Raw genomic sequence first — 25,348 nt, 5'->3', positions numbered from 1 at the left:
GCGCCGCGGCTCAGTCGTCGACCAGGTCGGTGAAGTCCTGCTCGTTCCGCTCGGCGGCGCGGATGTAGAACCAGCCCGCCGCCAGCAGGATCGGGAGCGGCGCGGCGGCGAGGAACCACGGCAGACGGATGCCGAACACCGCGACATCGGCGACGCGGGGAAACAGGAGCAGCAGCACCGGGACGGCGCCGAACGCCAATCCGACCGCGACCGCGACCCGCAGCGCCAGGCTGAGCTGGGCCCGGACCAGCCCGCGGATCATCGCGTCGCCGACCTCGGTCTGCTCCTGCACCTCGACGCGCGTGCGCACGATCCGGGCCCCGCGCCGCTGCGCGAGCACCACCCGCTCGCGTGCGGGTGGGACGGCACCCGGCGATGTCACCTCGACATCCAGTTCTGCCGCGGGCCGCGAATCAGCTTGTCCTTCAGTTCGCGCGTGTGCCGGCGACTGACGGGGAGTTCGACGGCGGGAGCGCCGCCCTGCGGACGCAGACACACCACGAGGCCCGAGCCGACACTCCGGATCCCCGTCACCTCGGACAGCGACACCAGATACGAGCGGTGCACCCGCAGGAATCCGGCGTCGGTCCAGCGGCTCTCGAGCGACGAGATCGGGATCCGGACGAGGTGCGATCCGGTCGCGGTGTGCAGGCGGGCGTAGTCACCGTCGGCCTCCACCCACTTGACGGTCGAGCGCGGCACCAGCGTCGTGACCCCGCCCAGTTCCACCGGGATCACCTCGTCGGCCGCCGACGTGTCGTCGGCCTCCCCGCGGGTGCTGCGGCGGCGCTCGACGATCCGACGCACCGCTTCCGCGAGACGCTCCTCGCGCAGCGGCTTGAGGAGGTAGTCGACGGCACCGAGATCGAAGGCCGCCACCGCCCGGTCCTCGTGCGCGGTCACGAACACCACCGACGGCGGATTCGCGAACTGCGTCAGGATGCCGGCCAGCTCGAGTCCGTCGAGGCCCGGCATGTTGATGTCCAGGAACGCGGCGTCGACGGCGCCGTCACGCAGGATCCGCAACGCGGTGGTCGCATCCCCGGCGGTGAGGACCTCGCCGATGTCCTCACGGGCGCGCAGCAAGTACGCCAGCTCGTCGAGGGCGGGGCGCTCGTCGTCGACTGCCAGCACGGTCAGGAGGCCATCCGAGGGCCCGTCAGAGGTCTCTTTCACAACGAATCCATCGTGCCATGTCGCCGCGGCGAGTCGGACCATGGCGGGCCGATCGACTCGTTCGTGATCAGGCCCGAATGCCGGGCCGGAACTTCGGCACCCGCATGCTGACCTTGGTGCCCGCCCCGGGCGCGGTCTCCACCACCAGCCCGTAGTCGTTGCCGAACGCCGCCCGCAGCCGGTCGTCGACGTTGGCGAGGCCCACGTGGGCGGCCTCGGACACACTGGGCCCGCCGGGACGGGCCTCGACGGCGTCGAGTTCCCCCGAGCGCAGCAACTCGGGGTCCATGCCGACCCCGTCGTCCTCGACGCTGATCACGCAGTCGGTGCCCTCGTCGGAGGCGACGATCGTGACCGTTCCCCCACCCCGTTTACCCGACAGCCCGTGCCGCACCGCGTTCTCCACGAGCGGTTGCAGCGCGAGGAACGGGAGCACGACGCTGAGCACTTCCGGCGCCACCTGCAGTCGCACCTGCAGGTTGTCGCCGAACCGCGCGCGCTCGAGGGTGAGATACCGGTCGACGTTGCGCAGCTCGTCGGCCAGAACGGTGTACTCGCCCGCCGACCGGAACGAGTAGCGCGTGAAGTCGGCGAACTCGAGCACCAGCTCCCGCGCGCGGTCGGGGTCGGTGCGAACGAACGATGCGATGGTCCCGAGCGCGTTGTAGATGAAGTGCGGGCTGATCTGGGCGCGCAGCGCCCGGACCTCGGCGCGGTCGATGCGCGCGCGGGACGCGTCCAGTTCGGCCAGTTCGATCTGGCTGCACGCATACCGCGCGACTTCGGTGAGCGCCCCGAGCATCGCCGGCCCGGGTTCGGTGGTTGTCACGACCCCCAGCACCCCGACGACGCCGGTGCTCTCGACCGACAGCGGCTGCGCGATCAGTGCCCGCACGTCGTGGTCGTCGCCGTTCCGGTCGAGGTCGGTGCGGTCGACGAGAACCCGGCGTTCGCCGTCGATCGCGCGGGCGGCGGCGGCCACGAACTGCCCCGACAGCCCGTCGTGCGGGCCGTTCCACGCCAGCAGATGGCCGTCCGGGCCGGCGATGGCGAGCGACTGCGCTCCGGTGAGCAGCCGCAGATGCGGCGCCGCCTCCCGCGCGGACGTCTCGTCGAGACCGCGCCGCAGCGGTCGTGCGGCCAGCGACGCCGTGTGCAGGGTGTCGTGGACCGCGCGTTCGGCCGGTGTGGTGAGCACGCGTCTGGTCCGCATCGCGACGATCGTGAGGGCAACGGCGAGCGCGACGACGGTCACCGTCCACACGATGGCGGTCACGGCGCCGCCTGCCCGGCGCACGTGTTCACGACCGGTGCGCCGGCGAAGCGGTCCGCGACCCAGTCGATGGCACCGGGCAGAGCCTTGGAATCGGCGTGCACGTCGTCGGCGCGGTACCGCAGTTCGATCGCATCCCCCTGCCCGCATGCGCGCCCGACCGCGGCGACGGTCCAGTCGGGCCGGATCAGGTTGTCCCGGCCCGCGACCACCACCAGCAGTGGTGCCGCGGCCGGCTGCTGGGGCAGGGCGTCGTGTGCCAGCCACTGACGCATCCGCGCGACGTCGCTGGTGCTGCGCGGCAGCGTGTCGGCGGGTGTCAGATTGAGCGCCACGGACAGTTTCCGTGACGCCAACTCCCCGGTGCAGGACCTGATGACGTCGCGGTTGTCGGCGAGGGTGCCCCGGATGTAGGCGCTCGCGTCCAGGTCGGGGTGGGACACCGACAGACCGTCGAGCAGCATCGGCAGGAAGAACTGTTGCGGCACGTCGAGGGTGACCGGGCCGTCGGAGACGATCGGCGTGAGGTCCGCGGGCGGGGACAGGCTCGCGGCGCCGAGGAACTCGAGTCCGTCGCCGTACCGCGCCGCCTGTTCCGCGGCGGCCCACGACGCCTGACCGCCCTGCGAGACCCCGATCGCAGTCCATCGGGTCGAGGTGTCGGGCACGAGGTTCCGCGCGGCACGGACCGCGTCGATCAGGTTGCGTGCGGCCGTGACCGGCTCGAGGTAAGGGTGCGGGCCGTCGGTGCCGAGGCCCTCGTAGTCGGTGACGGCGACGACGAATCCGCGCGCGAGCAGATCCCGGACCAGCCCGTCGGAACCCAGCAGGTTCGGATGCCCGGACGGCGCACACTCGTCGAGCAGGCCCGTCGTCGGATGCCCCACCGTCACAATCGGCCAACCACCGGGCGGCGCCTGCCCGGGCGGCGCGAACACTGTCCCCGACACCTCGGTGCCGCGGTCGTCGATGCCGGAGGTGGACCGGTAGAGGATGCGGTGGCCGGACAGCCCGGTCCCGGCGAAAGGTTCGTCACGGGTCACGTTGCCGCGGTCGGCGGGATCGGGCAGCGCGATCGCGGAGGTCGTCGGGGCCGCCGACGGGGTCACGCGTTCCGGGGAGTCGGCGGTCGCCGAGCAGCCCGCCACCAGCACCGCGCACGCGAGCGCGGTGAGCGCCATCCGGGTTCGGGTCACGGCTCGATTGTGCCCGTCATCCACGCCTGCGGCGCACTCTCTGCTCCGCGGCGGCTTCCTCGATGTCCCTCGATTCGAGTTCCGCGCGCAGCACCTCGTCGTCGAGGACACCGTCGTCGCGGGCCGTGATCAGCGCGCTGCGCTGCGCCTGCAGCGCCCGTCGCCGGACCGCGTCGAACATTGCGCCGGCGCGCTCGATCTTGGACGCGGTGCCGGTGTCGTCCTCTTCGGCCTCCTCGACCTGGGCCTGGGCGCGGACCGAGACCCGGACGCGATTGAGCGCCTTCTCGAACTGGTCGGGATCCGCACCGGCCGGCGGCCTCGCGGCGACCTCGGCGAGCGCACGGTCGGCCGCGTCGGCGGCGATCGTGCGCGCGAGCAGTGTCTGCTGCCGCCCGCGTTCGAGTTCGGCGGGGTCGGCGACGTCGAGGCGCCGGATCATGAACGGGATCGTCGACCCCTGGATCAGCAGGGTGCCCACCGCGACGACGAACGCGATCGCCTGGATGACGCCGCGCCCCGGGAACGGCTCCCCCGACGCTGTCAGCACCGGGACACCGCCGGCGGCCGCGAGGGTGACGACACCGCGCATGCCCGCCCACGACACGACGAGTTTCTGACGCCAGTTCATTCCGGTCTGTGCGGTGGTGCCGTGTCGTGGATCGAACCGCATCCGTATCCCGCCCCAGTTCAGGAACACCCACATAGGGCGGACCAGGATCACGACGACCAGCACCGCGAACCCGTACGCGAAGACGTGGTGGACGGGCAGTCCCTCGTCGGCGACGTCGTCGATGACGAACTCGAGTTGCAGGCCCATGTAGGCGAAGACGAACATCTCGAGCAGCATGTCGAGCGTCGCCCACAGCGAGCGTTCCTGCAGCCGGGTCGGGATCGACACGTTGGTCGCGTGGTGGCCCATGACGAATCCGGCGACCACGACGGCGAGCACCCCGGAGGTGTGGATCTCCTCGGCGGCAAGGTAGGCCGCGAACGGCAGGACCAGTCCCAGAACGGTTTCGAGCGGTGAGTCGTACATCCGCGCGCGCACGAAGCGCACGACGGTGGCCGTCACGAGGCCGATGACGACACCGCCGACCACCTCGTAGAGGAAGAACAGCACCGGTTGCTCCACGACCACGCGGGTCCCCGCGACGGCCGCGACACCCACGGTGAACAGGGTCAGCGCGGTCGCGTCGTTGAGCAGGCCCTCACCGGTGAGGATGGCGAGCAGGCGTTTCGGCAGCCCGAGCCTGCGTCCCACGGTGACCACGCTGACGGCGTCGGTCGGCGATACGACGGCTCCAGCCGGGGCATGCCCGGGATGAACGACGCCGCCGAGCCGACGGCCACGAGGATGAGGGGAACCTGCAGGTCCCGCCGCTTGGCCAGGCTCGTCACCGCGATCGACACGATGATGACGAGCAGTACGAGGGTTCCGTTCACACGACGATTGTGCCGCCGACCGGGCCCCCGTCACTCGCTGCCGCGCCGCCCTGCGCCGGCAGGCCGGCTCACACCGTCATTCCTTCGGGGGCACAACCTTCTTGGCCGCCTCGGCGGCCTTGTCGATCTTGTCGCTGTACTTGCCGCCGGTCTTCTCGTCGGCGATGTCGGCCGCCTTGTCGATCACGTCCTGCACCTTGTCGGAGTGCTCGGCAGCCAGCTCCTGCCCCTTGTCGACCAGTCCCTTGACCGAATCCATGAATCCCATACCGACATCCTCCTCGGGTTCGTCCACGGCCACTGCGCCGCGCAACCAGTTTCACACCCTGGTCGCGGTGTTTTCCACAGCGGGTGCCGTCACCGGCCGCTCAGGCCGGTCCCGGCACCGGCACCGGCACCGGCACCGGACCCGATCCGTCGCCGCCACGCGCCCAGCGCGGCAGGATGAAGATGCCCTCGGCCTCGATGCACACGCCGTCGGGACCCGCCAGGTGGCCGGTGACGAAGGTCTTGACCCCCTCGACCCGGTCGATGCGCGCCTCCGCGTGGAGCTTGCCCAGCGGGGTCGGCCGGAGGTAGCGCAGGGTCAGGGTCGCGGTCATACCCGGGGCGCCGCCGGCCTCCGCAGCCTCACCGAGAACCTGGTCGAGCACGAGGGCCGACACACCTCCGTGGGTCAGGCCGGCCGGACCCTCGTACGGCATCCCGAGGTGGAAGTCCGCCCACACGCGGCCGTCGGGGTCGCGGTTCACGGTCAGCGGCGGCGCGACGGCGTTGCGCAATCCGACCGCGGCGTTGCCCCACGTCCGCTTCGTCCCCGACGCACCCCACCGCACGCCGAACGGGGTGGGCCGGGTGCGCTTGCCCAGCAACTCCTTCGCCGCCTCGATGTGCTCGCGGGCCCGGGCGATGTCCGCGGCCTCGACCTCGGTGGCGAGGGTCAGTTCGATCAGTTCACGGACGCTGTCGGTCAACGGGCCGTAGAGATCCGCCTCGCGGGCGATCTCGTCGTCGGTCAACCCGTCGAAGACGTAGAGGAGCTTCTGCTGCTCGGTCGAATCGGTCACTCTGCCTCACTCCCACTACGGACCACACGCGATATGCATCATGCACGTGATGTGAGCGACACCGTCGACCGGCTCCCCGTCAGTCGAAGCCGAGCCACGAATCCGGGGCGAACACCTCGTAGTGGATGCGCTCTGGACGGACCCCCTTGACCACCGCGATCTTGCGAACCTGCCGCATGAACTGGGGCGATCCGCACAGGTACACGTCGGCGTTGCGATCCCAGTCGTGTTTGCGCAGCTGCGCGATGCCTTCCTCGAGGGCACCGGCGTAGAAGGTCTCGATCGACGTCCTGCCCGCGTACGCAGACAGCAGTTCCCGAACCTGGCCACGGTGGCCGAAGGACGCCTCGCCGGAGTCGACATGGAAGACGTGCACCGGGCGGGTGTCCCCATCCTCGACCATCTTCTGGAGGACGGCGACCGTCAGCGCGGAACCCACACCGGACGAACCGAGCACGATCGGACCGTCCGCCGGAATCGGATACGACGTCCCCGACGGGATCGACACCACGAGGGGGTACCCGACGCCGATCTCGGCGATCAACTTGTTCGACACGCGGCCGCCCGGCACCGCACCGACGGTGAACTCCCAGGTTCCCGGATCCTGGCCCTTCATCGCGGTGTACTGACGGATCTGGCGACTGCCGTCCTCGTAGATCACCGACACGGAGATGTACTGGCCGGCCTCGAACTGATGCATCGGGGAGTTCTCGTCTCCGGCGAGGGTGAACGTCCACACGCCCGGGGCGACCTCGCGGCGACCGACGACGGTGAGCGCGGACCAGATCTGCGCGGTGGGCACCCCGGCCCTCTCGTAGACCGCGGCTTCCTGCCTGATGAGCGAGTTGGCCATGAGCCAGTAGACCTCGTCCCACGCCGCGGCGACCTCCGCGGTCACCGCGTCCCCGAGCACCTCGACGATGGCCTTGAACAGCGCGCGGTGAACCATGTCGTAGTGCACCGGGGCGATGCCCAGCGAGGCGTGCTTGGCGGCGATTCGCGACATGACGTGGTCGACCGGCGGCGCATCCTCGGTGACCAGCAGGGTGGCGAAGGCCGCGATCGCGCCGGCCAGTGCCTTCTGCTGCTCCCCGCTCTCCTGGTTCGTCTGGTTGAAGAGGTCCTTCTCCAGCGCAGGGAGACTGTCGAACAGGTTCTTGTAGAAGACACTGCTGATCCGGCCCAGATTCGCGCCCACCACGGGCAGCGTCGCCTCGATGACGGGCAGGGATGCAGGCGAAAGGAGCGACGAATTCGGCGCAACAACGGCTTCGGACATCAGATAGTCACGACCTTTCGAGACCAATGAAGAACGGCGGACAATCCATCGCCGACCCCCTGATGAAAGGCGACCTCCACGGACGAGTCGGAAACCCCATCGTGGAATCGAGGACCGAACTTGTCCTGGAGGGCGATGATCAGACGGGTGACCGGCCCGGAAACGTCGGGCGAGGCGACATGGGGGCGGTACAGGGCGTCGGATTCCTGGAAGACACCCAGAACCCCCTTCAGGTAGTACTGGAGCTCCATGGATTCCAGGTACGAATCGAGGTCGGACGTCGTCGAACCCCACATTTCCGCGTCCCGCATCAGCGACGCGACCTCGCGAGTTTTCGTGAACGGTTCGTAGCGAAGGGATTCTCGATGATCTAATTCCGCACCCACCCCAGACCGGGTCAGGGTCATCCTTCTAGTCCTTCGTTCTCTGCCACAAAGAGCTTCCACCCCTGCTGGAAAGGGCTGAACAGAATACGGGTGGGGCCATACGGGAATGGCCCCACCACGTATTCACGCCTATGGAGTGATCAGGATCGGAGCCAGGAATCCGGCCCGAAGACCTCGTAATGGATCCGGGAGTCCGCGACGCCGGCGACGTCGAGCAGCTTGTGGGTGGCGGCGACGAAGTCCACCGAGCCACAGATGAGAGCGCTGTCGGTGTCCTCGACGGCGAGGTCCTCGATCGCTCGAGCGAATGTGTCGTCGGACTCCGAGTAGCAGAAGACGTGTTCCCCACCCAGCTTCTCGACCAGGTCCGCGGTGGTGTCGGCGAAGGCGTGGGATGCGCTGTCCGGATCGGCATGGATCACGACAACCGGATTCTTCCGGCCCTGGGCGACCATACCGTGGAGAATCCCGACGAACGGGGCGTTGCCGATGCCCTTGGACAGCAAGAAGACTCGGCCGTCGCCCTCGGGGAGGGCGACATCGCCGAAGGGCGGCGACGCGATCACCGTGGATCCCCCGGCGACATGGTCATGGACGAAGTTGGACACCTCGCCCCGCGGATCGCTCTTGTCCCGCTTGACCGCCACCTCGATCCTGCCGTTGCCGAAGTCGACGATGGAGTACTGGCGGATCTGACGCGCGCCGTCGGGCAGTTCCACGCCGATCGACAGGTACTGACCGGGAACGGGCTCCTGGAACCCACTGGCATCGAGGACGAGCGAGACCACGTCCTCGGTACGCCTGACGACCTCCAGGACCTGAACCTCTCGCAGGACGGTGTCGGGGTCGACGTCGGTGTCCTTGTAGAGCTGCTTCTCGGCGTCGATCAGGGCATTGGCCAGGAGCCAGTACACGGCGTCCCACGCTTCCGCGACCTCGGGAGTCACCGCGTCGCCGAGCACCTCCACGATGGCCTCGAACAGGAAAGTGTGCACCACGTCGTACTGGGGTTCGCTCACGCCGAGCGAAGCATGCTTGTGCGCGATCCGACCGATCGTCGTACGAGGATCCTCGTCGGTCTCCGAGATCAGAAGCGTCGCGAAATTGGCGATGGAACCGGCCAACGCCTTCTGCTGTTCGCCCCGAGCCTGATTGCTCCTGTTGAACACGTCGCGCTCGAGCGCCGGAGCCGCATCGAACAGCTTGGTGTAGAACAGCCCAGTGATGGCGCCGATGTTCTCGCCCACCACGGGCAACGTCGCCCGAATCACTTCGGCATGCTTCTCCGACAACAGTTGCGCTGAAATGGCTGTCCCCTTCATCCCGACCGAAATCCATTGGTCCGTCGTGTCTGCGCGGTGGACTTTACGACAGAGATCACGGAATTTGTCGGGATTGCGCAACATAGTTCGAACAGCCGGTCCGACGGTTCCCGAGACGCACTCGGGAACCGTCGTGTCACCCTCCGATCACGCTGCGTGCACGCCGGGAAGATCGTCGCTCGACGCGAACAGGCGCCGGTGCTCACCGTGGATCCGGCCGGTCACCCACCAGGCGATCTCGACCAACACGACACCGACCAGCCCGATCCCGAGCGCACCGGTCGTGGCCGCCACGTTGGAGGGATCCAGCTTGAAGAACTCGCGGGTGAAATCGAATCCGAACAGGACGACGTACCCGAGCACCGAGCCCACGAGCAGCACGATCTTCCACCACGTGTACGGGCGGGCGACCACGGCCAGCACCCACAGCGCGATCATGATGAGGGTGATGAGAGCGGTGGTGCCGGCCTGCTCCACCTCCTGTTCGGTGGCATTCACGCCCTTGTAGGCGAGCAGGTACGACACGTACGTCGCGACGCCGATGATGACGCCGGACGGGATCGCCAACCGCATGACCCGCCCGACGAACCCGCTGCGGGCGCGCTCGTTGTTGGGTGCGAGCGACAGGATGAATGCCGGGATACCGATCGTGAACCAGGCCGCGATCGTCACGTGCCGCGGCAGGAACGGGTACGGCAGCGGATCGAAACCGAAGATCTGTGCCACCACGCCGGAGATGCCGATGAGGAACGCCAGCAGCACCGAGTACACGGTCTTGGTCAGGAATAGATTCGAGACGCGCTCGATGTTGCCGATCACCCGCCGGCCCTCACCGACGACGTACGGCAGGGTCGCGAACTTGTTGTCCAACAGCACGATCTGCGCAACGGCACGGGTCGCGGGACTGCCCGAGCCCATCGCGACTCCGATGTCGGCGTCCTTGAGTGCGAGCACGTCGTTGACGCCGTCGCCGGTCATCGCGACCGTGTGCCCGCGCGACTGCAGCGCGCCGACCATGGCGCGCTTCTGATCGGGTCGCACCCGACCGAAGGTGGTGGACTCGTCGAGCACGTCGGCCAGCTCGTCCTGGTCCTCGGGCAGCTGCCGGGCATCGATTGCCTGCTCGCCGCCGGCCAGTCCCAGCGAGCTCGCGACGGCACCGACCGACACGGCGTTGTCGCCCGAGATGACCTTGACATCCACCTTCTGGCTCGCGAAGTACTCGAGGGTCTCGCGGGCGTCGGGGCGCACCTTCTGGTCGAGAACCACGAGGGCGCGCGGGGTGACGACGCCGGGCGCGTCCGCAGCGTCGACGGCCCGGTCACTGCTGCCGAGTAGCAGCACGCGCAGGCCCTGGGCGCCGATCTCCTCGGCCTGCCGGGCCATGTCGCTGTCGGGGTCGAGCAGGACGTCGGGGGCGCCGAGCAGCCAGTTGCCGTTGTTGCCGTAGGACTGCCCGCTCCACTTCTTCGCCGACGAGAACGGTGCCACCGCGGTGGGCTCCCAGCCCGGATCGTCGGAGAGCGCCTCCTTGATCGCGAGCATGCTCGCGTTGGGGCGCGGATCGTCGGCCGCCATCGCCGCGAGTGCGCGCGACGCCTGGGTGTCGTCGGATCGGGCGGTGCGCACCTCGGACAGCCGCATACCGTTCTCGGTGAGCGTGCCGGTCTTGTCCGCGCAGACGACGTCGACCCGGGCCAGGCCCTCGATGGCCGGTAGCTCCTGGACGAGGCACTGGCGCTGACCGAGCCTGACGACACCGACCGCGAACGCGATCGAGGTCATCAGCACGAGTCCCTCGGGGACCATCGGCACGAGCGCCGCGACCATGCCGTTGAGGGCGGGACCGATGTCCTGACCGCTCGAGAACAGCTGGTTGTAGATGATGAGCAGACCCGCCGGAATCATCAGGTAGGTGATGAACTTGAGGATCTTGTCGATACCCGAACGCAGTTCGGAGTGCACCAGCGTGAACTTGCTGGCTTCCTCGGCGAGCTTCGCGGCGTACGCGTCCCGGCCCACCTTGGTCGCGCGGTAGGCGCCGCTGCCGGCGACGACGAAGCTGCCCGACAGCACAAGCGAACCGTTCGGCTTGTGCACCGGGTCGGCCTCGCCGGTGAGCATGGACTCGTCCACCTCGAGCGCCGACGCCTCGACCACGACGCCGTCGACCACGATCTGGTCGCCGGGCCCGAGCTCGACGATGTCGTCGAGCACCACATCGCGCGGGGCGAGAGCGGCGGCCGTGCCGTCGCGGCGCACGATCGGCTTGGCCTGGCTCACGATCGCCAGCTGATCGAGGGTTCGTTTGGCACGAATCTCCTGGATGATGCCGATCCCGCTGTTGGCGACGATCAGCAGACCGAACATTCCGTCCACGATCGAGCCCGTCGACAGCACGATGATCAACAAGACACCGAGGATCGCGTTGATCCGGGTGAACACGTTCGAGCGGATGATGTCCTTGACCGAGCGACTCGCTCGGTCGGGAACGTCGTTGGTCTGCCCGTTCGCGACCCGCGTCGCCACCTCGTCGGCCGTGAGACCGTTCTCGATGTGCCGGGGGTCGGTCTCGAGGGTGCCGACAGCGCCGCCTTCGGTGGGGTCGTCCGTTGCCATGACACGAAGGCTATTCCAAGCCGTCCCGTTTGCCACACACAGTCCGCTGTGTGAGGCGCCACGGGCATGCTGGTCACATGACGACACACGAGCAGGTATCCCTCACATCGGGTGCCGACTTCTGGAACACCCAGGCTCCCGCCGGGACGGGACTGCCCGCCATCATGCTCACCGACGGGCCGCACGGCCTCCGCAAGCAGCGCACCGATGCCGGGTACGCCATGGAATCCGTTCCGGCGACCTGCTTTCCCACCGCATCTGCCCTCGCGGCGACGTGGGACGTCGAACTGCTCGAGGAGGTGGGTGTCGCGCTCGGCGCCGAGGCCCGCAGCGAGGACGTCGGCGTCCTGCTCGGCCCGGGCGCGAACATCAAGCGCAGCGCGCTGTGCGGGCGGAACTTCGAGTACTTCTCGGAGGATCCGTTCCTGTCGTCCCGGATGGCCGCGGCCTGGATCCGGGGCGTGCAGTCGACCGGCGTCGGCGCCTCCCTCAAGCACTTCGCCGTCAACAACCAGGAGTTCCGCCGCTACAGCGTCGACGCGCTCGTCGACGACCGCGCGCTGCGGGAGATCTACCTGGCGAGCTTCGAGCACGCCGTCGTCTCGGCCCGGCCGGCGACGGTGATGGCGGCCTACAACCGGGTGAACGGCACCCACTGCGCCGAGCACCGCTTCCTGCTGACCGACGTCCTGCGCGACGCCTGGGGGTTCGACGGTCTGGTCGTCTCCGACTGGGGCGCGGTGACCCGGCGGTCCACCTGCCTCGAGGCGGGCCTGGATCTGGAGATGCCCGGCTACGGCGGGCGCGGCGACGACGCGGTGCTCGAGGCGGTGCGCACCGGCGAACTGAGTGCCGCCGCCCTCGACCGGGCCGCCGAGTCGGTGCGGCGGCTGATCGAGCGCACGGTCCCGGCGCGCACCGCAGAGAAGGGCTACGACCATGCGGCCCACCACACCCTCGCGCGGCGTGCGGCGCAGGCGGGCACGGTGCTGCTGAAGAACGACGGCGTGCTGCCGATCGGCTCCACCGAACGCATCGCCGTGATCGGCGAGTTCGCCAAGCAGCCGCGCTACCAGGGCGCCGGTAGCTCCGGGATCAACCCGCATCGCGTCGACGACGCATGGACCGACCTGACGGAGCAGGTCGGCGCGGACCGCCTGTCCTACGCGCCGGGCTACGTGCGCGGCTCGGGCCGCACCGAACCCGCGCTGCTCGACGAGGCTCGCCGGGTGGCCGGGGCGGCGGACGTCGCGGTGGTGTTCGCGGGCCTGCCCGACAGCTACGAGACCGAGGGTGTCGATCGCGCGAACCTGGATCTGCCGGCCGGTCACGACGCACTGATCGCCGCGGTCGCCGAGGCCTGTCCGCGCGTGGTGGTCGTGCTCGCGAACGGCGCCCCGGTGACGATGCCGTGGCACGACGACGTCGCCGCGATCCTCGAGGGGTACCTCGGCGGACAGGCCTCCGGTAGCGCGGTCGCCCGGGTCCTGATCGGCGACGCCGAGCCCGGCGGCCGACTGGCCGAGACGTTCCCGCTGCGAGTGACCGACAACCCGGTGCACGTGTGGCCCGCGGGGCCGGCGCAGGTGGAGTATCGGGAGAGCGTGTACGTCGGGTACCGCTACTACGACGCCGCCGACGTCGACGTCCGCTACCCGTTCGGCCACGGACTGAGCTACACGACGTTCGACTGGACCGAACTCGAGATCATCGAAGTGGAGAACGACGACGCGTCCGAGCAGCGCTTCGATGTCAGCGTCCGGGTGACCAACACCGGCGACCGGCCGGGCAGCGACGTGGTCCAGGTTTACGTGCGGGACGTCGAGTCCACCGTCTTCCGGCCCGATCAGGAACTCGCCGGGTTCACCAAGGTGCACCTGGTCCCGGGCGAATCACGCCGCGTCACAGTGCAACTGGATCGCCGAGCATTCGCGTTCTGGGACACGACGGTCGACGACTGGTCGATCGAATCCGGCGATTTCGAGATCCGCGTCGGAGCGTCGTCCCGCGACATCCGGGCGTCGGCGACGGTGACGCTCGAGTCGGACCGCACGGGCTTCGCACCCGGCCCGGCCGGGTATCACGGGTCACCGGCGTTCGACCGCGACGCGTTCGCCGAACTGTACGGTCGCCCGCTGCCCGACAACGTCGTCGACGCGCCCGGGCACTACACCGTCGACACCCCGCTCGCCGACATCCGCCACCCCGCGGCGACACTGCTGACGACGGTGATGCGACGGAAGGTCGCGGCGATGATCCCGGCCACCGACGAGGACGATCCGCTGTCGCTGCTGTTCGCACGGTCGCTGCAGGAGCTGCCGCCGCGGATGATGACGATGCTCTCGCAGGGCGCCGTCACGCCCGAGGCGACGCGGGCCTTCGTCGACATCTGCAACGGTGGACTGCTGCGCGGTACCCGGAAGCTGGTGTCGGCCCTGCGCCGCAAGTAGCCCCGCGTCCGGGCCGGGGTCAGCCCAGTTCGTCCCACCACGTCTTCTGGGTCGGCGGCCGGAGCGCGTCGATGCGCTGCCCCACCATGGGCACCGCCATCGTGACTTCGGCCGCCGCGGCCGCATCCGCGACGCGGGCGATCGGCTCCCCCCACGGGTGGAAGGCGAGATTGAAGGTGGCCCAGTGGATGGGGATCAGCAGCGCGCCGCCCACGTCGAGGTGGGTCCGCACGGCCTCCTCCGGGTTCATGTGGATGTCGGGCCAGCGTTCGTCGTACGCGCCGACCGGCAGCAGCGTCACGTCGAACGGTCCGTACGCGCGGCCCAGATCCGCGAAACGCGGCGTGTAGCCCGAGTCGCCGCCGAAGAACACCTTCCGCTGCGGCCCGGCGATCACCCAGGACGCCCACAGCGTCGTGTCGCGGGCGATCCCGCGTCCGGAGAAGTGCCGGGCCTCGGTACAGGTGAGGGTCAGTCCCGCAACCTCGGCCTGCTCGTCCCAGTCGAGTTCGACGATCCGTTCGTCCGGGACGTTCCAGCGCCGTAGGTGCGCCCCGACCCCGAGCGGAACCACGAACACGGTCTCCTGTGTGCGGGCGAGGGCGGTGACGGTGGCCTGGTCCAGGTGGTCGTAGTGGTCGTGCGATATCACCACGGCGTCGATCGCGGGCAGGTCCGCCAACGACATCGGCACCGGATGCATGCGCGCCGGGCCCACGACGGACGACGGCGAAACCCGTTCGCTCCATACGGGGTCCGCCAATACACGACGACCGTCGACCTCGACGAGCACACTCGAGTGCCCGAACCACGTCACCGCGAGTTCGCCCGCGGCGGCCGGCGCGAGAGGCGTCGCGAGCGGGATCTCCCGGCGCGGGCGTCCCGTGGTTCCGCGTGTGAGGAACGCCTTCGCGAGCCCGGACTGGGAGCCCGCCGGCAGGGATGAACTGGGATCGGAGTTGTGGAACCGGCTGTCCCGGTACCGCGGTGACGCCGCGGCATACGGCTTGATCGCGGCTCGCGACGCACCCAGCGCCGGCACCGCTCCCCACGCGGCCCGTGCCACCCATCCCGCGGCCGCTGCCGCTGCCGCGACCAGGACACCTCTGCCGATCATGACCATTCCGCTCCCCTGCCTGCGCTGGTTCTACCTACCCCGAAATTCCGGTGCGCGCTTCTCCGCGCGGGCCGCGCGGGCCTCCTGCGCGTCGTCGCTGCCCCAGGCCGCGAACAACGCGGCGAGCTGCTCCTCGGTCTGCGGCTCGCGGGTCCCGTCGTCGTTGAAAACGAGCTTGAGGTGCCGAACCGACAGCGGAGCGAGCTCCGCGATGGTGCGCGCCCACTCCTGCGCCGCGACGAGGTCACCGATCTTGTTCGCCAGTCCGCGCGCGAAAGCCTCTTCCGCCGAGAGCATCTCGGCGCCGAGCAGCATGGTCCGCGCCGGTCCGCCGCCGACGAGCGACACCAACCGGCGCACCGTCCACTTGTCCACCGTGATCCCGAGCTTCGCCGCCGGGATCCCGAAGCGCGCCTCGGACGCGACCACGCGCAGGTCCGACGCCAGTGCGAGCTGGGTACCGGCCCCGATCGCGGGGCCGTTGATCGCGGCGATCACCGGGATCGGGATCGAGTCGATGGTGTGCAGCATCTCGAGCAGCGTGTCGGTGAATCCCTCGGCGTAGACGTCGCCGGACAGGTCGGCACCCGCACAGAACGCGGTGCCCTGACCGGTGAGCACCACCACCCGGGCCTCCTCCGCGACCGCCTTCTCGAGGCCCTCGCGCAGCGCGATGCACAACTCGGAGTTGAGGGCGTTGCGTCGATCCGGACGCTGTAGCTCGAGCGTGACTACGTGGCCGTCACGGCTGGTCCCGATCATGTGGCTCCACTCGCTTTCTCGGGTGCGGGGACCCCGTCCGCGTGTGGACGGGCCCCGGCGGGTGCGCTCCGAACAGTACCTGTCACGCAGCATCCACAGACACACCGAGTTCGATGGAACAACGGACCCGTCGGAGGCGTTGCGGCAGATTCAGGCTATGACAGATCGGAGCGTGATGGACACCGACCTCGAGGTTGTCGTGATCGGGGCGGGGCAGGCGGGCCTGTCCACCGCGTACCACCTGCGCCGTTTCGGGCTCGCCCCCGAACGGGAGTTCGTGGTGCTCGACCATGCGCCCGGACCGGGCGGGGCGTGGCAGTTCCGCTGGCCGTCGCTGACGCTGCGGACCGTCAACGGGGTGCACGACCTCCCGGGGATGCCGTTCGCGGACACCCTCGGGCCCGACACCGACACGGTCCGGGCGGCCGACGCCGTCCCCCACTACTACGGGCTCTACGAGAAGCGCTTCGAGCTGCCCGTCCACCGCCCCACGCACGCCACCGTCGTGTGCGATCGCGGCGAGCGGCTGGCCGTCGAGACACCCGACGGCACCTATCTGACCCGCGGGCTCGTCAACGCGACGGGCACATGGGAGCGTCCGTTCGTGCCCGCCGTCACCGGCGCCGAGCAGTTCACCGGACGCCAGTTGCACACCCGCGACTACCGGTCGGCGCGCGAGTTCGAGGGGCAGCACGTGATCGTGGTCGGCGGCGGCATCTCCGCGGTGCAGTTGCTCGACGAGATCTCCTGCGTCACCACCACCACCTGGGTCACCCGCCGGGAGCCACAGTTCCGCGAGGAACCGTTCACGCCCGAGATCGGCAGGGCCGCAGTAGCGCTCGTCGAGGACCGGGTGCGCCGCGGACTGCCGCCAGGATCGGTGGTGTCGGTGACCGGACTGCCCGTCACACCCGCGATCCGGGCCGCGCGCGAACGCGGCGTACTGGACCGACTGCCGATGTTCGCCGAGATCACCGGGACCGGCGTGCGCTGGCCCGACGGCTCCGAGCAACGCGCCGACGTCATCCTGTGGTGCACCGGTTTTCGGTCCTCGCTCGACCGCCTGGCACCGCTGCGCCTACGCGGCCCCGGCGGCGGCATCACGATGACCGGCCGGCTCGCGACGCAGGTGGCAGCCGATCCCCGCGTGCACCTGGTCGGCTACGGGCCGTCGGCCTCCACGATCGGAGCCAATCGCGCGGGGCGCGCCGCGGCCCGGGAGCTGACGCAATACCTGAAGGGGTGAGTCAGCCGCGGTCGGACTTCACGATCGGCGGTATCCGGTAGCTGCCGTCGAGCACTGCCTCGTCGGGGATGTACATGCGCAGCAACGGCCGGAACGAACCCGTCGGCGTGGGAAGCCAATTCGCACGCGCCGTCGGGTCGGCCGGTTCGGTCGCGCTCAGGGTCACCGTGAGCGAACCGTCCTCGCCGTAGACGAGGCCGTCGGTGCGATCACCGATCGAGTACCGCTCCAACGGGTTCGCCACCAGGTAGTAGTTCGGCATGCTGTACATGGTGATCGACCAGAACGCCTCCACCGGCGGGGTGGGCGCGAAGGTGATCGTGTAGGTGTGGTCGCCGGTCAACTGGTCGCCCTCGGAGTCCGTGTAGATGGGACTGTAGGCAGCCTCGTACCCGTGGTTACCCCACAGCCCACCCATCGCCGCCGCCGCACGCAGCCCGATCGCCTTGGCACGATCCGAGATTCGCCATTCCGGCGCGTCGATCGTCCCGATCTCGAAGAAGTCGTCGTTGTAGTCGAAGACGTGGAAGGTCTGGTGCCAGCCGTTCACCACGGCGTCGCCGGCACCCGACTTCAAGGCGTCCTCCACCTTCGCGCGGCCCTGCGCGGCGCCCTCGATCAGGATCTGGGCGAGAGCCGGGTCGGCGCCGACGTAGGGCGACGGTCCCGTCTGGAGCAGTCCCAGCGGCGCGAAGGCGTGTTGCAGCGCCAGGTCGCGCGGTGCCGGTGGGAAGGCCTGCAGATACAGCCGCAGCTTCTCCCAGAACAGAAGCTCTTCCGGCACTGCGGGATCCGGCTCCGGCAGTCCCTCCGGATCGGTGGACGTCATCGCGCTGAGTGAAGTCTGCTCCTGCAGCTTCTGCACCCGCGGCAGATCACCGGGTCCGTCGCACGCCCACCGGCCGACGACCGACACGATGCGCGTCGAGCAGTGCACGGGCGTCGCACCCGCCGGCAGTTCGCCGGGCCAGCCCGGCGGAACCAGTACGTAGGTTCCCGCCTGCGTTCCGGTCGCCCGCTTACCGATGTACGCGAAGTTGTTGGTCCACGCATCGACGAACTGGAGGACGAAGTACGCGTCCGCCGTGTCGGGCACGTCCAGCAGGAGCGGCCCCACACCGAGATCGAGTTGCGCAATCGAATAGACGGTGTCGTTGTTGATCGAGACGAAGGTGTCCTCGGGACCCGCCAGATCCGTCGCATGGCTGAAGGAATTGAACGGGGCCGCCGCGTTGGCCCCGACCCCTGTCGTCACGAATCGTTGCACTTGGGACAGGTTGAACACCGGAGCGAAACCGTAGATGAACGCCATGACTGCCGACTCGACGTTGACTGCCGAATCGCTGCTCGGATTGGTCATGGCTCATTCCACCACCGTTGGCGCACCTTCGCTCGCGATCCGCGAACTTTGGGTTCATCATGGTCTGGTGACCGAATTCCCCGCATGGGCACGCTCGCTTAACCTCGTTCCCCATCCGGAAGGCGGCTGGTACCGCGAGACGTGGCGCAGCGATATCGATTTACCGGGCGTCGCGCTGCCGAACATGTACGGCGGCGCACGCTCCGCCGGGACGGCGATCCTGTTCCTGCTCGAGCCCGGACAGCAGTCGGCGTGGCACTGTGTGCGCGGCAGCGAGATCTGGCTGTACCACCGCGGTAGTCCGATCCTCCTCGAGCTCGGCGGCGACGGTGACACACCCGGCACGGTGACCCCACACGTCGTCGGGCCCGACATCGCGGCCGGGCAGAGCCCGCAGATCGTGGTGCCGCCACGCACATGGCAGCGGGCCCGCCCAGCCGACGACGAGGCCGGCCTCGTCAGCTGCGTCGTCGTTCCCGGCTTCGATTTCGCAGACTTCCGCCTCGAAGGCCAGGAGTACCCGATGTCTTCTCCCGCACAGTATTAGGAGAGAAGCCGCGTCAGAACTCGAGCGCCCCGACCACGTCCTCCACAGCTCGGACGATGCTGCCGTCGAAGACCCGTCGCTCGATCCGCTCGATGTCGTCACCGAAGAATCGATCCTCGTCCACGGTCGGTACCACCTCTCGGACGGCCTGTCGGACCGCGCGCGAGGCCGCGGACCCCTGTTCGGGTCCGAGCAGGTCGTGCGCCTGCGCGGCGCACATCAACTCGATGGCGAGGACGTAGCGCAGCTTACCCACGATCCGGTACGCCTTGGTCACCGCGAGGTAGGCGTTGCTGACCGGATCCTCTTGGTTGGCAGAGGTGGGCACCGAATCGACCGAGGCGGGCTGGGACTCCGCCTTCATCTCCATGTACAGCGCGGCCGCGGTGTACTGCGGGATCATGTAGCCGTTGTTCAGGCCGGGATTCGGTGCAAGGAAGGCGGGCAGCTCACTGAATGCACTGTTGACCATGCGATCGGTGCGTCGTTCCGAGACCTTCGCGAGGACCGTCAGAGCGGTCGCCATCAGGTCCGCCTGGATGCCGACGAACGTGCTGTCGAAATTGGCACCCATCAGCGCGACACCATCGTCACCCTCGGGGAAGAGAATCGGATTGTCCCCGACCGAATGCAATTCGTCCTCGATCACCTGCCACGCGTCCTTGATCGCCCGCTTGGCGGCCCCATGGATCTGTGGGATGCCACGCAGGCTGTAGGCGTCCTGGACGCGGTAGTCGCGATACTTCTCGACGATCTCGCTGCCCTCGAGGATCCGGCAGAGATTCTTGGCGACCGCTGTCTGCTCCGGGTGCTTCTTCATCGACTGCAGTCGCGGATCGAAGGCCTTGATCGTTCCCTTCAGCGCCTCGACCGACAGCGCCGCAACAGTATCCGCGACCGTGGCCGCCCGCGCTGCGTCGTAGGCGAGCAGCACGCCGATCGCCGTCACCGAATGAGTTCCGTTGGTCAGCGTCAGTCCCTCCTTACATCCGAGGGTGATCGGCTCGAGCCCGTTGTCGCGCAGCACCCGGTTCGCCGGCGCGGAGGTATCGCCGTCGAGGAAGCGTCCCTCGCCGATGAGGACCATCGCCATGTGCGCTTCGGTGCTGAGGTATCCCACCGATCCGCTACCGGGAACGTACGGCGTGAGCTGCTTGTTGAGCAGATCCCGGATCAGCCCGAGCACCTCGAGGCTCGTACCCGAGTAGCCCTGCCCGAGACCGACGAGCATCATCAGCTGGATCGCCCGGACGACTTCCACCGTCAGCGGCTCCCCCACCGAGACAGCATGCGAGAGCACGATGTTGCGCTGCAGTTGCTCGGCATCTTCCGGCGAGATGACCTCGGTGACATTGTTCCCGAATCCCGTTGTGACTCCGTAGATCAGCCGGTTCTCGGATAGGAATCGCTCAATCAGCTTGCGCGAGTTACGAACCCTGTCGACGTACGAAGGTGAGAACTCGACTCGCGCACCGAACCGGGCTACAGCAATGAACTCGTCCACCGTAATGGGTTGGTCCCCGAGGGTGACCTCGGTGATCGTCTCAGCGTGCGTCGTCATGGTGATATTCCTTCGTGGTCACGAGATTCGGGCTGGGGTGGACATGCTGCGCAGAAGTGCTCTGAACAGAGCCACGGCCGCTTCGGGGCGCACTCCGGGGTGTCCGGTCCGGAAGCCCTGGGCCAGCGCGCAGCGGCAGATTCGACGATATTTCACCGAGCCGTCGGTCAGCGTGACAAGTTCTTATGGAATCCATTAGCAATCGTGGCGACCGACGGGTCCAAGAGATTCGGGCGGGCCACCGGGCCACCGGGTCGAGAGGCCGTGCGCGCCGCGAGAGTCGCCTGGTCAGCGCTCTGCTCACGGACCAGGACGACCTCGGCATCAGTCAACCCAGCAACACCACCGCCTATTCCACACCGCTCGTCGGCTCGGCGTGCGATACCTACTCGATGATCAGTGCGGGATCGCGGACCTTGCCGGCGCCGCCGCAGGGAGTAGCGGAGTGATGCTCCTCGAATACATCGCGGCGGCGGCGCAGTCGAGGCTTCGGGCGTCGGCTTTCCCCGCGACACTCGGCACGACCGTGATCTCCCGAGGAACCGAGACCATGCGAGCTTCAATTCACAGGCCACGGAGCAACTACACGAGTGCATTGTCCACGCCACCGAAGTGCTGGCGTGTGAACTGCAGGCGGCTTTCCGGGCGCTCGAGCTACGCGAGGTTGCACTCGACCACTTCACGCCACTCGGGGGATATCTCCGGAAGGCGAATTCGCGCTTGAACTCTGACATGTCCGACCGCCCGCTCGGAGACGACCATGCCGCTGCCGTCAGATTCCTGGAAGAGCCGGCCGGACTGAAAGGCAACGACGATGACTGAGAATGCCCTGACGGCCGAGGTTGGCAGCCCGGCGAGGCCTACTTCCCTGGACCAGGTTCCGTTCAGCCGATTCCACGCCACGATCACGGCAATGGCATTCGGCGCGAACCTCTCCGACGGCTATGCGCTGGGAATGATCGGAGCAGTTCTCCCCAGTGTGAGCGCCCAGCTGGGACTCACCTCGTTCGGGGAGGGCATGATCGCAAGTTCCGCGCTCATCGGCCTGTTCTTCGGAAGTATGATCCTCGGGCGCGGCGGCGACATCATCGGCAGACAACGCCTGTACGTACTCAATTTCGCCCTGATCGCCGCCGTGTCCCTGCTGCAACTTTGGACGCCGAACGTCCTGATCCTCTTCGTTCTTCGCGTCCTCATCGGTTTCGGACTCGGCGCCGACTATGCGGTCGGCGCCGACATTGATGTCCGAATTCGCGCCCCGGAAGCAGCGCGGAGCCATGCTCGCGTCGCTGACGGTTGCATGGACGGTGGGATACGTCGCCGCGAATGTACTGGGCACGTACCTCAATTCGGGCCCGGATGCGTGGCGTTGGTTGCTGGCGAGTGGCACGATTCCCGCCCTGATAGTTCTCGTCGTTCGCATCGGAACACCGGAATCCCCTAGTTGGCTGATCAGCCAGGGCCGAGTGGAGGAGGCACGCGGGATCGTCCGAAAACACTTCAAGATCGAGCTCGATCCGAGCGAACTCGTACCGAGTACGGAGTCGTCGCGTTACAGCGAGTTGTTCAACTCGGAGAACCGGACCAAGACATGGTTCGGGGTGATCTTCTTCAGCGCACTGGTGCTTCCCTACTGCGCCATCTACACGTTCCTGCCCACAATTCTGGCAGACCTCGACATCGAGGATGCAGACCTTCAGTACCTGATCCTCAACATCTTCCTCCTGATCGGCGGCATCGCCGGGATCTGGTTCGTGGCGAAGATGCCACGCCGCTCCTTCACAATATGGTCCTTTCTCATTCTCGCGGTGTCACTCGTTGCGCTCGGGACGCTGAGCGATATGCCCGTCGCGGTCTTGATGATTCCTTTCGTCGTCTACACCTTCGTCATGTCGGCTGCTTCGAACATCACGCAGGTCTGCCCTCCGGAGCTCTTCCCGACTCAGTTGCGTGCATCCGGCGTCGGTCTGCTGAACGGATTGAGCAGGATCGCTTCTGCTGTCGGCACATTCGCATTGCCCGTCAGTCTCGCCAACCTGGGAGTACCGACGACGATGTACCTGCTGACGGGCGTACTACTGCTGGGAATGGTCGCGACGGTGCCGTGGGCTCCCGAGACGAGAAGCAAGAACCTCACCTGAACGTCTTTCCCATCGTCCGCCGGCAGAGCGGCCCCGCCCGTGACCACGCCCGCTCTCGGGCGAGACGTCGGTCGGCTCCTACCCGATCCAGACGGTCCGCACGATGGACCGCATACTCGCCGCCGTCGAACGCGAGTCCAGCTGGGTCCCACCGCTTGCCCACCCGCCACGCACAAAGGCCCGCGTGATCTCCCAGGCCGCCCGCGACATCGGAGAGCAACTGAACGCCCGAGCGTGCGGCGCTGAACCTCGACGCGAGCGCGGCGGTGCTCGAGCGCTTCGCCGCCGACCGGTTCTGGAGCGTGCGGATCGCGGTCGCCGAGCATCCGAACGAGACGCGGAGCACAGTGATCGGGCTGCTCGAGCCCGATCCGCGCCGCCGCGGGGTGGTGCACCACGCAGCTCGGAAGCGGCTCGAGCGCGAGGGCGTGGAGTTCGGCGACGGCGGGATGCCAACCGATTACGCGGCCAGACTGGGCCCGTGCACAAGAAACAATAGGATGTGACACACGGGCCGGATCCGCCGGGCGAAACGAAGGGCGAAACGCATGGGAGCATGGGGAAGCGCGCCGTGGCACAACGATGCGGCGGCCGACTGGTTCGGAGACGTCTTCGCGGGCATCGACATCGATGTGCGCATCGGCGATGCCCTCGAACACGACGACGATTACGATCGGGTGCGCGCCGCGTGCTACCTGCTCGCTGTGCTCGGGCACAGCACGGTGTGGCCGGGCGATCTCGAGCGCCTCGACGGTCACCTCGAACGGGGGGTCGAGCTGCTCACTGAGATGATCGAGCCGGAGTCGGAGTTCCGTGAGCTCTGGGAAGACGACCCCGAGGTCATCGAGGCCGTTCGCGCGGAGATCGCGGAACTCGAGGCCCGCCTCGACGGCGAGGGCGACGAGGGCGACGAGGGCGACGAGGGCGACGAGGGCGACGAAGACTAGAGCATGTCTCCTATTTGGTGAGGTGCCTCAGCCAAGTGCATACCGCTGAAAGGGCTACTCCGGCCGCGTCGGGGAGCGCGAGTTTGTAGTAGCGGGTAGCCAGTCCGCGCCACTGCTTGATAGTGGCGAAGGATCGTTCGACGACGTTGCGGCCCTTGCATTTCGCGGCATTGAACCCGATGGGGCGGCCTCCGCGGCGGCCGCGTCGGAGACGGCGGCTCGAGGAGGAGGTTCGTGTAATTCGACAAATCCCCCTGTGTCACGCGCGAGATTGGTGCCGTGTTGGTGGGCCCGGCAAATGGTTGAGTCCGCGGACACGGTCCAGTCGACCAGCCCGTTCGCGTCGGCGTGAGCGAGCAGCGCGGTGAGAATCTTGTCCCAGGTACCGGCGCTGGCGTAGCGGCTGTCGTTGCAGTACTAGCGGAGGCATGCGCCGCAAAGGAGAACGGGGCGTGACAGGGTCTACCCGAACTGTTCCTCCCCAGCAGCTCGTCGGGCATCGTCGTCGGAGAGAGCGGCCCGCATCTCCACCTCCTCGTCCCGGGCGACGGCGTGCGCCAGATCGATAAATGCATGCGCGGCCGGGATCTGGTAGCGATCGCGGTGCCACGCAATACCGATGATTCGCCGGCTGACCCCCGAGATGGTGAGTATCCGAAGCCCTTGCCTGTGCGGGTCGACCGAGAGCCAGGGAATGACTGCAGCACCCACGCCTTCCGCGGCGAGGCCCAGGATGGTCCCGTTGTCGTTGGACCGGAACACGATCCGTTCGCGGAGCGCGGGATGCCCCAACCGGTTCTCGATCAGGTGTGCCTCGCGAATCTGGGCATAGCTGATGAGCGGTATCCCCTCGATGTCTCTGAGGGACACGCGGGTGCGGTCCCGAGCGAGCGGCGAATCCGCGCGCACCACTACTACATACGGATCCTCGAGAAGTTCCTCCGACTCGAAGGGGCCCTTCGGTAACGGGGCTACGATGAAGGTCAGATCCAGCTCCCCCCGTTCGACCTGGCGGAGTAGTTGACCGTCGTCCTCGTTCTCGACCAACTGGACGTCGACGTCGGGAAATCTCTCCGCGAACTCGCGAAGCACTCGGGGCAGGATACGAACTCCGACGCTCTGGTAGCAGCCGATCCTGAGCGTGCCCGCCGTACCGGCATCCAGAGCGTCGAGATCCGCGGCTGCACTCGTCAATCGGGCCACGATCGCCTCAGCGTGCCGGAGCAGGGCCTGGCCTGCCGCGGTGAGGGAAACCGGGCGCGGTCCACCCGGACGTTCCACCAGTTGGTGTCCGATACTGCGTTCCAACCGCGCGATCTGCTGGCTCACCGCAGATTGTGTGTACCCGAGCTGTTCGGCGGCTCGACTGAACGAGCCCTCGCGGCTGACGGAGATCAGCGCCGACAAGTAGCGCAGGTCGATGCTGTTCAAATCCCGACTCACGACCTCATAG

At 68.0% G+C, this 25,348-nt stretch carries 21 protein-coding genes and 3 pseudogenes; 8 read left to right on the top strand and 16 right to left on the bottom strand.

Going from position 1 to position 25,348, the window contains the following annotated elements:
- Positions 1-10: 10 nt before the first annotated feature.
- From J2X34_RS14110 to J2X34_RS14060, 11 genes and pseudogenes are all read right to left on the bottom strand, one after another.
- Positions 11-382, bottom strand: a complete 372-nt coding sequence (locus tag J2X34_RS14110) for a hypothetical protein (RefSeq protein WP_114722987.1) — start codon at positions 380-382, stop codon at positions 11-13.
- Positions 379-1,176, bottom strand: coding sequence for a LytR/AlgR family response regulator transcription factor (locus tag J2X34_RS14105; protein WP_114723019.1), 798 nt, complete (start codon positions 1,174-1,176; stop codon positions 379-381). Before J2X34_RS14105 ends, J2X34_RS14110 begins: the two co-directional genes overlap by 4 nt.
- A gap of 67 nt (positions 1,177-1,243) precedes the next feature.
- Positions 1,244-2,473 (bottom strand): sensor histidine kinase, encoded by a 1,230-nt coding sequence (locus J2X34_RS14100; protein ID WP_429517846.1) that lies wholly within the window; start codon positions 2,471-2,473, stop codon positions 1,244-1,246.
- Positions 2,449-3,630 carry a lipase family protein gene (locus J2X34_RS14095; protein WP_114722985.1) on the bottom strand — a complete coding sequence of 394 codons (1,182 nt, stop codon included), beginning with the start codon at positions 3,628-3,630 and terminating at the stop codon, positions 2,449-2,451. Before J2X34_RS14095 ends, J2X34_RS14100 begins: the two co-directional genes overlap by 25 nt.
- 31 nt (positions 3,631-3,661) lie before the next feature.
- Positions 3,662-5,091: pseudogene (locus J2X34_RS14090) on the bottom strand (cation:proton antiporter).
- A gap of 76 nt (positions 5,092-5,167) precedes the next feature.
- Positions 5,168-5,359, bottom strand: coding sequence for an antitoxin (locus J2X34_RS14085; RefSeq protein ID WP_031938790.1), 192 nt, complete (start codon positions 5,357-5,359; stop codon positions 5,168-5,170).
- 100 nt (positions 5,360-5,459) lie between these two features.
- Complete coding sequence (locus J2X34_RS14080) at positions 5,460-6,158, bottom strand: PaaI family thioesterase (RefSeq protein ID WP_114722983.1); 699 nt, start codon at positions 6,156-6,158, stop codon at positions 5,460-5,462.
- 79 nt (positions 6,159-6,237) lie between these two features.
- On the bottom strand, positions 6,238-7,437 hold the full coding sequence (locus J2X34_RS14075; protein ID WP_174908585.1) for a globin domain-containing protein: 1,200 nt from the start codon (positions 7,435-7,437) through the stop codon (positions 6,238-6,240).
- The gene (locus J2X34_RS14070; protein ID WP_429517842.1) at positions 7,437-7,844 is read right to left on the bottom strand and encodes a hypothetical protein; all 408 of its coding nucleotides are present in this window, start codon (positions 7,842-7,844) and stop codon (positions 7,437-7,439) included. Before J2X34_RS14070 ends, J2X34_RS14075 begins: the two co-directional genes overlap by 1 nt.
- A gap of 119 nt (positions 7,845-7,963) precedes the next feature.
- On the bottom strand, positions 7,964-9,094 hold the full coding sequence (locus J2X34_RS14065; protein WP_429517840.1) for a globin domain-containing protein: 1,131 nt from the start codon (positions 9,092-9,094) through the stop codon (positions 7,964-7,966).
- A gap of 198 nt (positions 9,095-9,292) precedes the next feature.
- Positions 9,293-11,764 (bottom strand): HAD-IC family P-type ATPase, encoded by a 2,472-nt coding sequence (locus J2X34_RS14060; protein WP_114722981.1) that lies wholly within the window; start codon positions 11,762-11,764, stop codon positions 9,293-9,295.
- A 77-nt stretch (positions 11,765-11,841) separates the two neighbouring features.
- Here J2X34_RS14060 and J2X34_RS14055 point away from each other — a divergent pair, with 77 nt between their 5' ends.
- Complete coding sequence (locus tag J2X34_RS14055) at positions 11,842-14,214, top strand: glycoside hydrolase family 3 C-terminal domain-containing protein (protein WP_429517838.1); 2,373 nt, start codon at positions 11,842-11,844, stop codon at positions 14,212-14,214.
- A gap of 19 nt (positions 14,215-14,233) precedes the next feature.
- On the opposite strand, the gene J2X34_RS14050 is transcribed toward J2X34_RS14055, so the two are convergent.
- On the bottom strand, positions 14,234-15,331 hold the full coding sequence (locus J2X34_RS14050; protein ID WP_429517836.1) for an MBL fold metallo-hydrolase: 1,098 nt from the start codon (positions 15,329-15,331) through the stop codon (positions 14,234-14,236).
- A 30-nt stretch (positions 15,332-15,361) separates the two neighbouring features.
- A complete protein-coding gene (locus J2X34_RS14045) occupies positions 15,362-16,093 on the bottom strand; it encodes an enoyl-CoA hydratase (RefSeq protein WP_114722979.1) in 732 nt (243 codons plus the stop codon).
- A gap of 175 nt (positions 16,094-16,268) precedes the next feature.
- Here J2X34_RS14045 and J2X34_RS14040 point away from each other — a divergent pair, with 175 nt between their 5' ends.
- On the top strand, positions 16,269-17,339 hold the full coding sequence (locus J2X34_RS14040; protein ID WP_429517890.1) for an NAD(P)-binding domain-containing protein: 1,071 nt from the start codon (positions 16,269-16,271) through the stop codon (positions 17,337-17,339).
- A gap of 1 nt (position 17,340) precedes the next feature.
- On the opposite strand, the gene J2X34_RS14035 is transcribed toward J2X34_RS14040, so the two are convergent.
- A complete protein-coding gene (locus tag J2X34_RS14035; protein ID WP_114722977.1) occupies positions 17,341-18,699 on the bottom strand; it encodes a DUF1254 domain-containing protein in 1,359 nt (452 codons plus the stop codon).
- Positions 18,700-18,766: 67 nt separating this feature from the next.
- On the opposite strand from J2X34_RS14035, the gene J2X34_RS14030 reads away from it, so the two are divergent.
- Positions 18,767-19,246, top strand: a complete 480-nt coding sequence (locus tag J2X34_RS14030) for a cupin domain-containing protein (protein WP_429517833.1) — start codon at positions 18,767-18,769, stop codon at positions 19,244-19,246.
- A 13-nt stretch (positions 19,247-19,259) separates the two neighbouring features.
- On the opposite strand, the gene J2X34_RS14025 is transcribed toward J2X34_RS14030, so the two are convergent.
- Positions 19,260-20,807 carry an HAL/PAL/TAL family ammonia-lyase gene (locus J2X34_RS14025; protein WP_429517831.1) on the bottom strand — a complete coding sequence of 516 codons (1,548 nt, stop codon included), beginning with the start codon at positions 20,805-20,807 and terminating at the stop codon, positions 19,260-19,262.
- An 814-nt stretch (positions 20,808-21,621) separates the two neighbouring features.
- On the opposite strand from J2X34_RS14025, the pseudogene J2X34_RS14020 reads away from it, so the two are divergent.
- The 5 genes and pseudogenes from J2X34_RS14020 to J2X34_RS14000 form a co-directional block, all read left to right on the top strand.
- Positions 21,622-22,026, top strand: a pseudogene (locus J2X34_RS14020) (MFS transporter); the annotation flags it as partial.
- 1 nt (position 22,027) lies between these two features.
- Positions 22,028-22,948 (top strand): MFS transporter, encoded by a 921-nt coding sequence (locus tag J2X34_RS14015; RefSeq protein ID WP_429517830.1) that lies wholly within the window; start codon positions 22,028-22,030, stop codon positions 22,946-22,948.
- A 52-nt stretch (positions 22,949-23,000) separates the two neighbouring features.
- Positions 23,001-23,183, top strand: a pseudogene (locus J2X34_RS14010) (pyruvate kinase); the annotation flags it as partial.
- A 31-nt stretch (positions 23,184-23,214) separates the two neighbouring features.
- On the top strand, positions 23,215-23,454 hold the full coding sequence (locus J2X34_RS14005; RefSeq protein ID WP_429517828.1) for a hypothetical protein: 240 nt from the start codon (positions 23,215-23,217) through the stop codon (positions 23,452-23,454).
- Positions 23,455-23,496: 42 nt separating this feature from the next.
- Complete coding sequence (locus J2X34_RS14000; RefSeq protein WP_429517826.1) at positions 23,497-23,895, top strand: hypothetical protein; 399 nt, start codon at positions 23,497-23,499, stop codon at positions 23,893-23,895.
- A gap of 462 nt (positions 23,896-24,357) precedes the next feature.
- Here the strand turns inward: J2X34_RS14000 and J2X34_RS13995 are convergent, their stop codons facing one another.
- Positions 24,358-25,338: a LysR family transcriptional regulator gene (locus J2X34_RS13995; RefSeq protein ID WP_429517824.1), complete on the bottom strand. Its 981-nt coding sequence runs from the start codon at positions 25,336-25,338 to the stop codon at positions 24,358-24,360.
- Positions 25,339-25,348 lie beyond the last annotated feature (10 nt).

The sequence above is a fragment of the Rhodococcus sp. BE178 genome (genome assembly GCF_050433545.1).
Taxonomy (GTDB): domain Bacteria; phylum Actinomycetota; class Actinomycetes; order Mycobacteriales; family Mycobacteriaceae; genus Prescottella.
The sequence above is the reverse complement of the archived record's forward strand: the minus strand, read 5'-3'. Positions and strand labels throughout refer to the sequence as shown.

Excerpts from the sequence above, each read along its gene's own strand:
- J2X34_RS14095 (WP_114722985.1), bottom strand. The coding sequence starts at position 3,630 with ATGGCGCTCACCGCGCTCGCGTGCGCGGTGCTGGTGGCGGGCTGCTCG.
- J2X34_RS14085 (WP_031938790.1), bottom strand. The coding sequence starts at position 5,359 with ATGGGATTCATGGATTCGGTCAAGGGACTGGTCGACAAGGGGCAGGAG.
- J2X34_RS14075 (WP_174908585.1), bottom strand. The coding sequence starts at position 7,437 with ATGTCCGAAGCCGTTGTTGCGCCGAATTCGTCGCTCCTTTCGCCTGCA.
- J2X34_RS14070 (WP_429517842.1), bottom strand. The coding sequence starts at position 7,844 with ATGACCCTGACCCGGTCTGGGGTGGGTGCGGAATTAGATCATCGAGAA.
- J2X34_RS14060 (WP_114722981.1), bottom strand. The coding sequence starts at position 11,764 with ATGGCAACGGACGACCCCACCGAAGGCGGCGCTGTCGGCACCCTCGAG.
- J2X34_RS14055 (WP_429517838.1), top strand. The coding sequence starts at position 11,842 with ATGACGACACACGAGCAGGTATCCCTCACATCGGGTGCCGACTTCTGG.
- J2X34_RS14050 (WP_429517836.1), bottom strand. The coding sequence starts at position 15,331 with ATGATCGGCAGAGGTGTCCTGGTCGCGGCAGCGGCAGCGGCCGCGGGA.
- J2X34_RS14045 (WP_114722979.1), bottom strand. The coding sequence starts at position 16,093 with ATGATCGGGACCAGCCGTGACGGCCACGTAGTCACGCTCGAGCTACAG.
- J2X34_RS14040 (WP_429517890.1), top strand. The coding sequence starts at position 16,269 with ATGGACACCGACCTCGAGGTTGTCGTGATCGGGGCGGGGCAGGCGGGC.
- J2X34_RS14035 (WP_114722977.1), bottom strand. The coding sequence starts at position 18,699 with ATGACCAATCCGAGCAGCGATTCGGCAGTCAACGTCGAGTCGGCAGTC.
- J2X34_RS14025 (WP_429517831.1), bottom strand. The coding sequence starts at position 20,807 with ATGACGACGCACGCTGAGACGATCACCGAGGTCACCCTCGGGGACCAA.
- J2X34_RS14015 (WP_429517830.1), top strand. The coding sequence starts at position 22,028 with ATGCGGTCGGCGCCGACATTGATGTCCGAATTCGCGCCCCGGAAGCAG.
- J2X34_RS14000 (WP_429517826.1), top strand. The coding sequence starts at position 23,497 with ATGGGAGCATGGGGAAGCGCGCCGTGGCACAACGATGCGGCGGCCGAC.